This is a genomic window from Amycolatopsis sp. NPDC006125 (assembly GCF_040614195.1).
Classification (GTDB): domain Bacteria; phylum Actinomycetota; class Actinomycetes; order Mycobacteriales; family Pseudonocardiaceae; genus Amycolatopsis_E; species Amycolatopsis_E tucumanensis.
Genome location: NZ_JBEXTZ010000052.1, coordinates 25,713 through 38,306, shown reverse-complemented (window position 1 = coordinate 38,306; position 12,594 = coordinate 25,713). Strand labels below are relative to the sequence as shown.

Genomic DNA, 12,594 nt, shown 5'->3' with positions numbered 1-12,594 from the left:
CCGCGTCGCCGCGAGTTCTGCGCTCAGCGCCGCGAGTTCCGCACCCGCGGCCGCTCACTCCACGGTCAAGCTCTCCGCGAGGTTGCGCGGCCGGTGCAGCTCGCGCGCGAACCGGTAGGCCGGCCGGGCCGGCGGCTCACCAGCGGTCGTGCACCTGCGCGCGGATCCGCCGGTCGTACAGCTCCCGCACCGCCTCCAGCGTCGACTGCGGCAGCGGCTCCAGCCCGGCCGCCGCGGCGTTGGCGCGCGCCTGCTCCGGGGACCGGGCGCCCGGGATGACCGACGTCACCCCCGGCTGCTGGATGATCCACCGCAGCGCCGTCTGGGCCGGCGTCGCGCCGGCGGGGGCCAGCGACGAGAACTCCGCGGCCGCCTCGACGCCCGTGGCGTAGTCCACCCCGCTGAACGTCTCGCCCTGGTCGAACGCCTCGCCGTGGCGGTTGAACGTGCGGTGGTCGTTCGCGGCGAACACCGTCTCCTTCGTGTACCGGCCGGACAGCAGGCCGGACGCCAGCGGCACCCGCGCGATGATCCCGACCCCCGCTTCGGCCGCGGCGGGCAGCACCCGCTCCAGCGGCTTGAGCCGGAACGGGTTGAGGATGATCTGCACGCTCGCGGTGCCCGGCCGGGCGATCGCGGTCAGCGCCTCGTCGCAGGTCTCCACGCTCACCCCGTACGCGGCGATGCGCTTCTCCGCCACCAGCGCGTCCAGCGCGTCGTACACCGCGTCCCGCGAGTACACCGGCGTCGGCGGGCAGTGCAGCTGCACCAGGTCGAGCGTGTCCACCCCGAGGTTGGCCCGCGACCGGTCGGTCCAGGCCCGGAAGTTGTCCAGCGTGTACTCGTCCGGGTCGAGCGGCGCGCGGCGGCCCATCTTGGTCGCCACGAACACGTCCGGGTGGTCCCGCAGGAACCGCCCGATGATCTGCTCGCTGCGCCCGTCGCCGTAGACGTCCGCGGTGTCGAAGAAGGTGACACCGGCCTCGGCCGCGGCCGACAGCACCGCGAGCGCCTGCTCCTCGCCGACCTCGCCCCAGTCCGCGCCCAGCTGCCACGTGCCGAGCCCGACCACTGACACCGCCCGGCCGGTCCGGCCGAGTACCCGTTGCTCCATGCCGCCGATACTAGGCGCACCCACCGACAGTCCCGCGACGGCGCGGAAACCGCCCGTGAGATCACAAAACCCCCACACCCGCGCACTTAAACTGGACCGGGTGACCACCACCCCGGCCCTCGCCCGTGCCCCGCGGATCCTCGCCCTGGCCTGCCTCGCCGCGATCGCCGGGGGCGCCGCGCTCGTGCTGCTGCTGCAGTTCCTCCCGCCCACCGACCAGATCAGCCCGGTGCGCCGCACGATCAGCGAGTACGCGCTGAGCGCCAACAAGTGGATCTTCGACGTCGCGGTCCTGCTGATCGCGGTCGGCTCCGCGGTGCTGTTCGCCGCGCACGTGCTGATGCGGGCACTGCCGGTGCGCTCCGCCGCGGTCGTGCTGGGTGCACTGTGGACGGTGAGCCTGCTGGTGGTCGTCGCGTTCCCCAAGACCGACTGGTCCGTCGGGCCGAGCCTGGGCGGCGTCGTGCACCGCTACGCCAGCGTCGTCGGGTTCGTGTGCCTGCCGGTCGGGCTGCTGTTCGCCGCGCGCCGCATCTTCCCGGACTCGCCGGGCTGGCGCTGGGCGGCGCGGGTGCTGGCGATCGTCTCGCTGGCGTGGTTCGGGCTCATCCTCGGCGCGGTCGGTTACATGCTGGCCGGCGGCGGCCCGTGGTGGCGCACGATCCCGCTGGGCCTGGTGGAACGCCTGCTCGCGGCCACCGAACTGCTCGCGCTCGCCACGCTGGCCGTCCCGTTACTACGATCGAACCGAGCCGAGGTGACCCAGGTCACTTAGGCGCTCCGGGCCGGAGGCGAGTAGCTTTCTAAGCGCTCGCTTACCGACGCGCTCAACGACGAGGAGGAGTTCCCGTGACCGAGTCCCACTCCCGGGTCGCCATCGTGACCGGCGCCGGCCGAGGCATCGGCGCCGCGGTCGCGCGCAAGCTGGCCTCGGACGGTTTCGCCGTCGCACTGCTGGACCTCAACGAGGAGTCCGTGAAGCAGGGCGCGGAGGACATCGTCGCGGCCGGCGGCAAGGCCATCGGGGTCGCGCTCGACGTCAGCAACACCGAGCAGGTCGAGGCCGCCGTCGCCCGCGTCGCCGAGGAGCTGGGCGCGCCGACCGTGCTGGTCAACAACGCCGGCATCACCCGGGACAACCTGATCTTCAAGATGACCGACGAGGACTGGGACTCGGTCATGAACGTGCACCTCAAGGGCTCGTTCCTGATGACCCGCGCGGTCCAGAAGCACATGACCGAGCAGCGCTGGGGCCGGATCGTGAACCTGTCCAGCACCTCGGCGCTGGGCAACCGCGGCCAGGTCAACTACTCCGCGGCCAAGGCCGGCATGCAGGGCTTCACCAAGACGCTGGCCATCGAGCTGGGCAAGTTCGGCGTCACCGCCAACGCGATCGCCCCGGGATTCATCGAGACCGACATGACCGCGGCGACCGCCGAGCGGCTGGGCGTGCCGTTCGAGGACTTCAAGGCCTTCGCCGCCAAGGAGATCCCGGTGCAGCGCGTCGGCAAGCCCGAGGACATCGCCAACACCGTGTCGTTCCTGGTCAGCGAGGGTGCGGGCTTCGTGTCCGGCCAGGTCATCTACGTCGCCGGCGGACCGAAGGACTGAGCATGCGCGTCTTCAACGGGCTGGACGAGTTCACCGCCGCGGTCGGCGAGCAGCTCGGCGCCAGCGACTGGCACACCGTCACCCAGGAGCAGGTCAACACCTTCGCCGACGCCACCGGCGACCACCAGTGGATCCACGTCGACGTCGAGAAGGCCAAGCAGGGCCCGTTCGGCGCGCCCATCGCGCACGGGTTCCTGACGCTGTCGGTCCTGCCGCTGCTCTCGGCAGCCACCTACCGCGTCGACGGGCTGAAGATGGGGATCAACTACGGCCTGAACAAGGTCCGGTTCCCGCAGCCGGTCAAGGTCGGCTCGAAGATCCGCGGGGTCGCCGAGCTGGCCGAGGTCACCGACGTGCCCGGCGGCAAGCAGGTCGTGACGCGGTGGACCATCGAGATCGACGGCGAGGCCAAGCCGGCGTGCGTGGCCGAGTGGGTCACGCGCCTGATCGCCTGACGCGCGAGCCCGCCTCCGGGCGGGCTTCCGCTACGGTGAGGACATACCGACTGGTCGGTATAGCTATCTGGACAAGGAGGCCCAGTGACCCAGCAGGACCTGCCCGGACTCGACCTCGCACGGCTGCGGGACTACCTGGACGAGCACTCCCCCGGGCTGGTCGGCGGCCCGCTGACCGGTGAGGTGGTGCAGGGCGGCCGCTCGAACCTGACCTACATCGTCGGCGACGGCACGAGCCGCTGGGTGGTCCGCAGGCCGCCGCTGGGCCACGTCCTGCCCACCGCGCACGACATGGCCCGCGAGCACCGCGTGATCAGCGCGCTCGCGGACACGCCCGTGCCGGTGCCGCGGACGATCACGCTGTGCCAGGACAACGAGGTGCTCGGCGCGCCGTTCTACGTGATGGAGTTCGTGCCGGGCACGCCCTACCGCGCCGCGAGCGAGCTGGAGGCGCTCGGGGCGCAGCGCACGAAGGCGATCGCCGAGTCGCTCATGGACACCCTGGTGGACCTGCACGCGGTCGACCCGTCCGCGGTGGGGCTGGGCGACTTCGGCCGTCCGGAGGGGTTCCTGGAGCGGCAGGTGCGCCGCTGGAAGAAGCAACTGGACGCCTCGCGCAGCCGGGACCTGCCGGGCGTCGACGACCTGCACGACCAGCTGGCCCGCGCCATCCCGGCGTCCGGGCCGGCGGCCGTCGTGCACGGCGACTACCGGCTGGACAACGTGCTGGTCGACGAGACCGACCGCATCACCGCGGTGCTGGACTGGGAGATGTCCACGCTCGGCGACCCGCTGACCGACCTGGCCCTGCTGGTGGCCTACGCCGAGCGCGGCAAGGTCAACCTGGAGATCGTCTCCAACGTCAGCACCGCCCCCGGCTACCCGGGCACGGACGAGATGATCGCCCGCTACACGGCCCGGTCCGGGCGGGACGTCTCGGCGCTGGACTGGTACGTCGGGTTCGCGTTCTTCAAGCTCGCGGTGATCCTGGAAGGCATCTACTACCGGTTCAGCCAGGGCAAGACCGTCGGCGCCGGCTTCGACCAGATCGGCGCCGCGGTGGTCCCGCTCGTCACCCTCGGCCTCGACACCCTCAAGGACTGATCATGGATTTCACGTTCGACGCCAAGACCGAGGAGCTGCGGATGAGGCTTCTCGAGTTCATGGACTCCCACATCTACCCCGCCGAGCCGGTCTACGAGGAGCAGCTGGCCGAGCGCGAGAACGAGTGGTCCTTCCCGCCGGTCGTGGAGGACCTCAAGGCCGAGGCGCGCAAGCGGGGCCTGTGGAACTTCTTCCTGCCCGGCGAGCACGGCGCGGGGCTCACGAACCTGCAGTACGCGCCGCTGGCGGAGATCACCGGCCGCAGCCCGCACCTGGCGCCGGTCGCGCTGAACTGCTCGGCGCCGGACACCGGGAACATGGAAGTGCTCGCGATGTTCGGCACCGAGCAGCAGCGCAAGCAGTGGCTGCAGCCGTTGCTGGACGGTGAGATCCGCTCGGCGTTCGCGATGACCGAGCCGGACGTGGCGTCCTCGGACGCGCGCAACATCGGCACCAGCATCCGCCGCGACGGCGACTCCTACGTGATCACCGGGCGCAAGTTCTACATCACCGGCGCGATGAACCCGAACTGCAAGATCTTCATCGTGATGGGCAAGACCGACCCGGACGCCGAGCCGCACCGCCAGCAGAGCCAGATCCTGGTGCCGCGGGACACGCCGGGCGTGCACGTCAAGCGCGGCATGAACGTGTTCGGCTACACCGACGGCTCGCACGGCGGGCACGCCGAGGTGGTCTTCGACGAGGCGCGGGTGCCCGCGGACAACCTGATCGGCGAGGAGGGCGACGGGTTCGCCATCGCGCAGGCCCGCCTCGGGCCCGGCCGGATCCACCACTGCATGCGCTCGATCGGCATCGCCGAGCGGGCCATCGAGATGATGTGCCGCCGCACGCTGGGCCGGTCCACGTTCGGCAAGCCGATCGCCGAGCAGGGCGTGGTGCAGGACTGGATCGCCGAGTCCCGCGTGAAGGTCGAGCAGCTGCGGCTGCTGGTGCTCAAGACCGCGTGGCTGATGGACACCGTCGGCAACCGCGGCGCGCACACCGAGATCCAGGCGATCAAGATCGCCACCCCGAAGACCGTGGAGTGGATCCTGGACAAGGCGATCCAGGCGCACGGCGCTGGCGGGCTGTCCCAGGACTACCCGCTCGCCGAGATGTGGGCGGGGATCCGCACGCTCCGCTTCGCCGACGGACCGGACGAGGTCCACAAGCGCTCGCTCGCCCACCGCGAGCTGAAGAAGTACCGATCGGAGGCCCGATGAGCACGCTGACCGCCGACGACCTGCGCGCGCGGGTGGGCGAGTTGCTCGCCGCCCACCCGCCGGCGAGCACGGACCGGCTGGAGTTCCTGCGGGCGCGGTTCGACGCCGGGCTGGCCTGGGTGCACTACCCGGCCGGCCTCGGCGGCCTGGACGCGCCGCGTGAGCTGCAGAACGTCGTCGAAGCCGAGCTGGCGAAGGCCGGCGCGCCGGACAACAACCCGCGCCGCATCGGCATCGGGCTGGGCATGGCGGCGCCGACCATCCTGCGGTTCGGCACGGAGGAGCAGAAGAAGCGCTACCTGCGTCCACTGTGGACCGGCGAGGAGGTGTGGTGCCAGCTGTTCAGCGAGCCGGGCGCCGGATCGGACCTCGCCGCGCTGGGCACCCGCGCCGTGCAGGACGGGGACGAGTGGGTGGTCAACGGGCAGAAGGTGTGGACCTCGGTCGCGCACATCGCCCGGTTCGCGATCCTGGTGACCCGCACGAATCCGGACGTGCCCAAGCACCAGGGCATGACGTACTTCATCTGCGACATGACCGATCCCGGTGTCGAGGTGCGGCCGCTGCGGCAGCTCACCGGTGAGGCCGAGTTCAACGAGGTGTTCCTGTCCGGGGTCCGGATCCCGGACGCGAACCGGCTCGGCGCGGTCGGCGAGGGCTGGAAGGTCGCGCAGACGACGCTGATGAACGAGCGCGTGGCGATCGGCGGCAACGCGATCCCGCGCGAGGGCGGCCTGATCGGGATGGTGTCGCAGACCTGGCGGGACCGTCCGGAGCTGCGCACGCCGGAGCTGCACGACCGGTTGCTGAAGTTGTGGGTGCAGGCCGAGGCGGCGCGGCTGGCCGGGACGCGGTTGCGCCAGCAGCTGGCCGTGGGCGCGCCGGGGCCGGAGGGCTCGGCGATGAAGCTGGCGTTCGCGAACCTGCAGCAGGCGCTGACCGGGCTGGAAATCGAACTGTCCGGTGAGGACGGTCTGCGGTACGACGACTGGACGTTGCGCAGGCCGGAGAAGGTCGACATGCTCGGCCGCGGGCCCGGGTACCGCTACCTGCGGGCGAAGGGGAACTCGATCGAGGGCGGCACCTCCGAGGTGCTGCGCAACATCATCTCCGAACGTGTGCTCGGGCTGCCGTCCGAGCCGCGGGTGGACAAGGACGTCGCGTGGAAGGACCTGCCGCGGTGAGCGATCTGCTGTACTCCGAGGTCGAGGAGGACCTCCGGGCGAGTGTCCGTGACCTGCTGACCGACCGGGCCGGGTTCGCGTCCGTGCTGGCACGCACGGAAAGCGCCGAGCCGTACGACCTGAAGCTGTGGCGCACGCTGGCCGCGGACCTCGGGCTGGCCGGGCTGGCGGTGCCGGAGGAGCTGGGCGGGCAGGGCGCGTCGTACCGCGAGGTGGCGGTCGTGCTGGAGGAGCTCGGGCGGTCGGTGGCGCCGGTGCCGTTCCTGGGCAGCGCGGTGCTGGCGACGGCGGCGCTGCTGGCAGCCGGTGACACCGAGCTGTTGCCGCGGCTGGCGGGCGGTGAGCTGATCGGCGCGCTGGCGGTGCCGCTGACGACGGCGCCGGACGCGGGTTTCCCTGGCGGCGTGTCGGCCAACACGGAGGGCGCGCTGAGCGGTTCGGTCCGGACGGTGGCGGACGCGTCGGTGGCGGACGTGCTGATCGTGCCCGCGGTGGGTCCGGACGGCCCGGCGCTGTACGCGGTGGAGAAGGCCGGCGCGACGGTGACCGAGGTGGTGTCGCTGGACCTGACGCGGCGGCTGGCGGACGTGTCGTTCGACAACGCTTCGTCGCGGCTGCTGGCTTCCGGGCCTGGCGCGGAGTCGGCGCTGCGGCAGGCGTTGCTGGTGGGCGCCGGGTTGCTGGCGTCGGAGCAGGTCGGGGTCGCGCAGTGGTGTCTGGATGAGACGGTCGCGTACCTGAAGCAGCGCTACCAGTTCGGTCGGCCGGTGGGTTCGTTCCAGGCGCTGAAGCACCGGTTGGCGGACCTGTACCTGGAGATCGTGTCCGCCCGCGCGACGGCGCGCTATGCCGCGGACACGCTGGCTACGGGTGATGCCGATGTGCCGGTCGCGGTGGCGGTGGCGCAGTCGACGTGTTCGGCGGTCGCGCTGCACGCCGCCGAGGAGTCGGTGCAGCTGCACGGTGGTATCGGAATGACCTGGGAGCATCCGGCTCACCTGTACCTCAAGCGCGCCAAGAGCAGCGAGCTGGCGCTCGGCACGCCGGGGCGGCACCGGGCTGCGTTGGCGGGGTTGGTGAATCTGCCGCCTGCGTGAGTTGCCTGGGGTTTGTGGGCTTGCGGGTTTGCGGGGGCCGGTGCCGGGTGGCGCCGGTCCCCGTTTTTTGTCTGGTGCCAGTTCGCGGGGAGCCCGGTTGCTCGGGCGACAAGCCCGGTTGCCCGGTTACGAGCGACTGCGCTCATCTCGCGCCCGCGCAACCGCCAACTCCCAGGGGCCGCAGCCCACCCCGGCCACCGCACCTCGCCCACGAACCCCGATCAGGGCCGCAGCGAATCGACCAGCAGGTCGGCGTAGTGGGCGCCGACCTCCTGCGCACTCAGCCGCCCGTCGCTGCGGTACCAGACCGCCAGGTGGTGCACCGAGCCGAAGAAGAAGTCCACCACGATGTCCGCCGGTTTGTCCGTCCGGAACACGCCCTCGCGCTGGCCCTCTTCGATCAGCGACCGGAACAGCACGTGGTAGCGCCTCCGGTCGGCGCGCACCGCTTTGCGCTTGTCGGGGCTGAGCTGGTGCATGGACTGGAAGAAGATCGTCGTGTCGTCGAGGTTGTCGATGCTGCTCACCACGACATCCGCAGCAGCCGCGTGCAGGCGTGCGCTCACCGGCTCACCGCTGGCCGCGACCTTCTCCAGCTGCTCGGTCTGCAACCGCAGGACGCGGCCGTAGATCTCGTGCAGCAGGTCGTCCTTCGAGCCGAAGTAGTGGTACATCGCGCCCTTGGTGACGCCGGCCGCGGCCACGATCTCCTGCACCGACGTGCGGTCGAACCCCCGCTCGGCGAACAACCGCGTCGCCGCCGACAGCAGCCTCGCCGGCACCGGCTCCTCGGTCATCCGCACGTCCTTCCTCGACCCGGCACAGCATATCCGCGGCCCCGGTCGCACATCCCCGGGCGATGCGCGACCGGCGCCGGCGGTCACTCCCCCAGCGCGGACTCCACCTTGCGCTGCAGCTTGTTCATCCCGCCCAGCCACCGGTCCGTCTGCGTCGCGCGGGTGGCGTAGTACTCGGCGACCTCGGGGTGCGGCAGGATCAGGAACCGGTCGTCCGCGAAGGCCTCCATCACCGTGTCGGCCACCTGGTCCGGCTCGATCGCCGAGGCGCCCATGATCAGCTGCCCGCCGACACCCGTCGCGGCGAGCATGTTCGTCCGCACCCCCTGCGGGCAGATCGCCTGGACCGTGACGCCGCGGTGCCGGTACGTCGCCGACAGCCACTCGGCGAACGCCAGCGCGCCGTGCTTGGTGACCGAGTACGGCGCGGACCCCAGGCTGGTCAGCAGCCCGGCCGCGGACACCGTCGCGAGGAACCGGCCCCGCCCGCGCTCCAGCCACCCGGGCAACAGCAGGTGAGCCGCCCGGACGTGGGCCATCACGTTGACGTCCCACGCCCGCGCCCACACCTCCTCGGGCACCTCGGGCCCGCCGTGCGGGGCGATCCCGGCGTTGGCGCAGAACAGGTCGATCGCGCCCAGCTCGTCGGACGCCCGCTCGATCAGCGCCGCCACCCCGTCGACCCCGGCCGCGTCGCCGGCGACCGCTATCCCGCCGACCTCCGCGGCCACCGCCTCGGCGGCCGGGCCGTCCAGGTCCGCCACCACGATCCGCGCGCCCGCCGCGGCGAACCGGCGCGCCAGCGCCGCCCCGATCCCGCCGCCACCGCCGGTGATGACGACCCCGGCGCCCGCCAGTTCGAAGCTCACAGCCCGCCTCCCAGGGTCACGCCGCCGTCGAGGACCACGGTCTGCCCGGTGATCCACCCGGCCTCGTCGGACAGCAGGAAGGCCACCGCGCCCGCGATGTCCTCCGGCACGCCCAGCCGCTTCATCGGGTACGCCGCGGACACCTCCTCCTCGCGGCCTTCGTACAGCGCGGTGGCGAACTTCGTCTTCACCACGGCCGGGGCGACCGCGTTGACCCGGATCTTCGGCCCCAGCTCCACCGCCAGTTCCTGGGTCAGCCGGATCACGGCCGCCTTGCTCACGCCGTACATGCCGATCCCGGGCGAGGCACGCAGCCCGGCGATGGAGGCGACGTTGACGACCGAACCGCCGTGCTCGCCCATCCACGCGTCGCGCGCGTGCCGCAGCCAGGCCAGCGGCGCGAGCACGTTGACGGCGAGGATCTTCGCGGCGGCCGTGGGGTCGATGTCGAGCACCGGGCCGTAGACCGGGTTGATGCCGGTGTTGTTGACCAGCATGTCCAGCCGCCCGAAGGTCTCGACCGTCTTCGCGACCGCCTCCTCCTGGTGCGCCGCGTCGTCGGCCTTGCCGGGCACCGCGATCGCCACGCCCGGCCCGCCCAGCTCGTTCACCGCGTCGGCGAGCGGTTCGGGCTTGCGGGCGGTGATGCACACCCGCGCGCCGCGCTGCACCAGCTCGCGGGCGATGCCGAGGCCGATGCCCCGGCTCGCCCCGGTGACGATCGCGACGCGGTCCTTGAACGAGTTCACCATCGGGCTCCTGTCTCCTGTCCACCTTGACTAAGCGCTCGCTTACAATGGGAACGGCCGGACCGCCGTGTCAAGTCTCCCGCCAGGCGGTTCCCTACTGGGAGGATTCCGCCATGACGATCTCGCTGTCCGCCGAACTCTGGCCGGAGGTGCAGCCGGACGCGGCACGGCGGCTGATGCTGGCCGGTGTCGAGTCCTTCGCCCGCCGCGGCTACCACGCGACCACGACACGCGACATCGCCAGCGCGGCCGGCATGAGCCCCGCGGCGCTGTACGTGCACTTCCCGTCGAAGGCCGCGCTGCTGTTCGCCATCAGCAAGAGCGGCCACCAGCAGACGCTCGACCTCGTCGAGGACGTCGCCAAGCGCACCGACGAGCCGAGGGAGCGGATGCGCCGCATCGTCGCCGACTTCGTGGCCTGGCACGCGCGGCGGCACACCGTGGCGCGCGTCGTGCAGTACGAGCTGCAGGCGCTGCCCGAGCAGGAGTACCAGGTGGTGGCCGACCTGCGGCGCCGCATCGAGCACCTGGTGCGGGGCGTCATCGAGGACGGCGTCGCGCAGGGGCAGTTCGTGGTCGCCGACGTCAAGACCGCCGCGCGAGCGGTCCTGTCGCTCGGCGTCGACGTGGCGCGCTGGTACAGCGAGCGCACCGGCAAGACGCCCAAGGCGCTCGGCCGCGAGTACGCGGATCTCACCCTGCGCATGCTCGGCGCTCAGCCCTGACAGCGACGGTGCCACGACGGCCACGGTACCTCACATACTAAGCGGTCGGTAACCTCGTTCCCGCGTGATCGGCGCTACCGTCACGACATGAGCGAAATCCGGCCGTTCCACCTCGACGTCCCGCAGTCCCAGCTCGACGACCTGCACGCGCGCATCGACCTGACCCGCTGGCCGGACGAGCTGCCGGGCGTGGGCTGGAGTTACGGCATCCCGCTCGGCTACGTCCAGGAGCTGACCCGGTACTGGCGCACGAGCTACGACTGGCGCGCGCACGAGAAGCGGCTCAACGAGCTCGGCCAGTTCACCACCGAGATCGACGGCCAGCGCATCTACTTCCTGCACGTCCGCGCGGCCGACGACGACGCGCTGCCGCTGATCCTCACGCACGGCTGGCCCGGCTCGGTGGTGGAGTTCCTGCCGGTGATCGAGGCGCTGTCGGCGCGGCACCACCTGGTCATCCCGGCCATCCCCGGCTACGGCTTCTCCGGCCCGACCACCGACACCGGCTGGGACGTGCCGCGGATCGCCCGCGCCTTCGCCGAGCTGATGCGCCGCCTCGGCTACGACCGCTACGGCGCGCAGGGCGGCGACTGGGGCTCGGCGATCTCGCGCCAGCTGGGGATCGACGACGCCGCCCACGTCGCCGGGGTGCACGTCAACATGCTCGGCACCGCCCCCTCCGGCAACCCCGCCGAGCTGGACGAGCTGTCCCTGGCCGACAAGGAGCGGCTGGGACGGCTCGAGCGCTACCAGCGCGAGCTGTCCGGCTACATGAAACTGCAGTCGACGCGCCCGCAGACCCTGGCCTACGCGTTGCACGACTCCCCCGTCGGCCAGCTCGCCTGGATCGTCGAGCGGTTCCAGGAGTGGACCGATTCGGACGGCACCCCGGAGGACGCCGTCGACCGGGACCTGATGCTGACCAACGTGATGATCTACTGGCTGACCGGCACGGCCGGGTCGTCGGCGCGCCTGTACCGCGAATCGGCCCGCAGCTGGGGCAAGCAGCCCGGGGTGGACGTGCCGATGGGCGTGGCGGTGTTCCCGCACGACATCGTGCTCCCCGTGCGCCGCCTCGCCGAGCGCGACCACAACATCGTGCGCTGGACGGAGTTCGACCGCGGCGGGCACTTCGCGGCGATGGAGGAACCCGACCTGTTCGCCGAAGACGTCCTGGCGTTCTTCGCTTCGCTCTAGAGTGGGCGCATGCTGAAACCCGATCCCGGCCGGCTGCTCGCCGTCGCCCGCGAAGAGGCCCTGCTCGGCAAGTCCGAGGGCGGCGTGCCGATCGGCGCGGCGTTGTTCACTGTGGACGGTGAGCTGCTCGGCCGGGGCCACAACCGGCGGGTCCAGGACGACGACCCGTCGATGCACGCCGAGACCGCGGCCTTCCGCAACGCGGGCAGGCGCCCGCACTACCGCGACACCGTGATGGTCACCACACTCTCCCCCTGCTGGTATTGCAGCGGCCTGGTGCGGCAGTTCAGCATCTCCCACGTGGTGATCGGCGAAGCCCGCACCTTCTCCGGTGGCCACGACTGGCTGGCCGGGCTGGGTGTCGGCATCACGATCCTCGACGACCCCGCGTGCGTCACGCTGATGACGGAGTTCATCGAAGAGCGCCCGGATCTGTGGTTCGAGGACATCGGGGTCGAAACCTCCTGAG

The 12,594-nt window shown here is 71.5% G+C and carries 14 protein-coding genes; 10 read left to right on the top strand and 4 right to left on the bottom strand.

The window, feature by feature from the left end; all coding sequences use genetic code 11:
• Window positions 1-136: 136 nt before the first annotated feature.
• Window positions 137-1,114 carry an aldo/keto reductase gene (locus tag ABZ193_RS25080; RefSeq protein ID WP_027935563.1) on the bottom strand — a complete coding sequence of 326 codons (978 nt, stop codon included), beginning with the start codon at window positions 1,112-1,114 and terminating at the stop codon, window positions 137-139.
• A gap of 100 nt (window positions 1,115-1,214) precedes the next feature.
• Between ABZ193_RS25080 and ABZ193_RS25075 the strand changes: the two genes are divergently transcribed.
• From ABZ193_RS25075 to ABZ193_RS25045, 7 genes are all read left to right on the top strand, one after another.
• Entirely contained in the window at window positions 1,215-1,889 is a 675-nt protein-coding gene (locus ABZ193_RS25075; RefSeq protein ID WP_237338032.1) for a DUF998 domain-containing protein, read from the top strand.
• Window positions 1,890-1,963: 74 nt separating this feature from the next.
• Complete coding sequence (locus tag ABZ193_RS25070; RefSeq protein ID WP_123685990.1) at window positions 1,964-2,725, top strand: beta-ketoacyl-ACP reductase; 762 nt, start codon at window positions 1,964-1,966, stop codon at window positions 2,723-2,725.
• Between the two features lie 2 nt (window positions 2,726-2,727).
• Window positions 2,728-3,180: a MaoC family dehydratase gene (locus ABZ193_RS25065; protein ID WP_017982953.1), complete on the top strand. Its 453-nt coding sequence runs from the start codon at window positions 2,728-2,730 to the stop codon at window positions 3,178-3,180.
• Between the two features lie 84 nt (window positions 3,181-3,264).
• Window positions 3,265-4,284 carry a phosphotransferase family protein gene (locus ABZ193_RS25060; protein WP_354711669.1) on the top strand — a complete coding sequence of 340 codons (1,020 nt, stop codon included), beginning with the start codon at window positions 3,265-3,267 and terminating at the stop codon, window positions 4,282-4,284.
• A gap of 2 nt (window positions 4,285-4,286) precedes the next feature.
• The gene (locus ABZ193_RS25055) at window positions 4,287-5,507 is read left to right on the top strand and encodes an acyl-CoA dehydrogenase family protein (RefSeq protein ID WP_354711668.1); all 1,221 of its coding nucleotides are present in this window, start codon (window positions 4,287-4,289) and stop codon (window positions 5,505-5,507) included.
• Entirely contained in the window at window positions 5,504-6,691 is a 1,188-nt protein-coding gene (locus tag ABZ193_RS25050; protein ID WP_020416161.1) for an acyl-CoA dehydrogenase family protein, read from the top strand. The genes ABZ193_RS25055 and ABZ193_RS25050 overlap by 4 nt, the downstream gene beginning before the upstream one ends.
• Window positions 6,688-7,788 carry an acyl-CoA dehydrogenase family protein gene (locus ABZ193_RS25045; RefSeq protein WP_020416162.1) on the top strand — a complete coding sequence of 367 codons (1,101 nt, stop codon included), beginning with the start codon at window positions 6,688-6,690 and terminating at the stop codon, window positions 7,786-7,788. Before ABZ193_RS25050 ends, ABZ193_RS25045 begins: the two co-directional genes overlap by 4 nt.
• A 221-nt stretch (window positions 7,789-8,009) precedes the next feature.
• Here ABZ193_RS25045 and ABZ193_RS25040 read toward each other — a convergent pair whose 3' ends face one another.
• From ABZ193_RS25040 to ABZ193_RS25030, 3 genes are all read right to left on the bottom strand, one after another.
• Window positions 8,010-8,585 carry a TetR/AcrR family transcriptional regulator gene (locus ABZ193_RS25040; RefSeq protein ID WP_354711666.1) on the bottom strand — a complete coding sequence of 192 codons (576 nt, stop codon included), beginning with the start codon at window positions 8,583-8,585 and terminating at the stop codon, window positions 8,010-8,012.
• Between the two features lie 83 nt (window positions 8,586-8,668).
• Entirely contained in the window at window positions 8,669-9,454 is a 786-nt protein-coding gene (locus ABZ193_RS25035; protein WP_020416164.1) for an SDR family oxidoreductase, read from the bottom strand.
• Window positions 9,451-10,206 carry an SDR family oxidoreductase gene (locus tag ABZ193_RS25030; RefSeq protein WP_237338037.1) on the bottom strand — a complete coding sequence of 252 codons (756 nt, stop codon included), beginning with the start codon at window positions 10,204-10,206 and terminating at the stop codon, window positions 9,451-9,453. Before ABZ193_RS25030 ends, ABZ193_RS25035 begins: the two co-directional genes overlap by 4 nt.
• Window positions 10,207-10,316: 110 nt before the next feature.
• Between ABZ193_RS25030 and ABZ193_RS25025 the strand changes: the two genes are divergently transcribed.
• The 3 genes from ABZ193_RS25025 (at window position 10,317) to ABZ193_RS25015 (ending at window position 12,593) form a co-directional block, all read left to right on the top strand.
• The gene (locus tag ABZ193_RS25025; protein WP_237338038.1) at window positions 10,317-10,928 is read left to right on the top strand and encodes a TetR/AcrR family transcriptional regulator; all 612 of its coding nucleotides are present in this window, start codon (window positions 10,317-10,319) and stop codon (window positions 10,926-10,928) included.
• An 87-nt stretch (window positions 10,929-11,015) separates the two neighbouring features.
• Entirely contained in the window at window positions 11,016-12,125 is a 1,110-nt protein-coding gene (locus ABZ193_RS25020) for an epoxide hydrolase family protein (protein ID WP_237338039.1), read from the top strand.
• A 9-nt stretch (window positions 12,126-12,134) separates the two neighbouring features.
• The gene (locus ABZ193_RS25015) at window positions 12,135-12,593 is read left to right on the top strand and encodes a nucleoside deaminase (RefSeq protein WP_017982963.1); all 459 of its coding nucleotides are present in this window, start codon (window positions 12,135-12,137) and stop codon (window positions 12,591-12,593) included.
• The last annotated feature ends 1 nt before the right edge of the window (window position 12,594 follow it).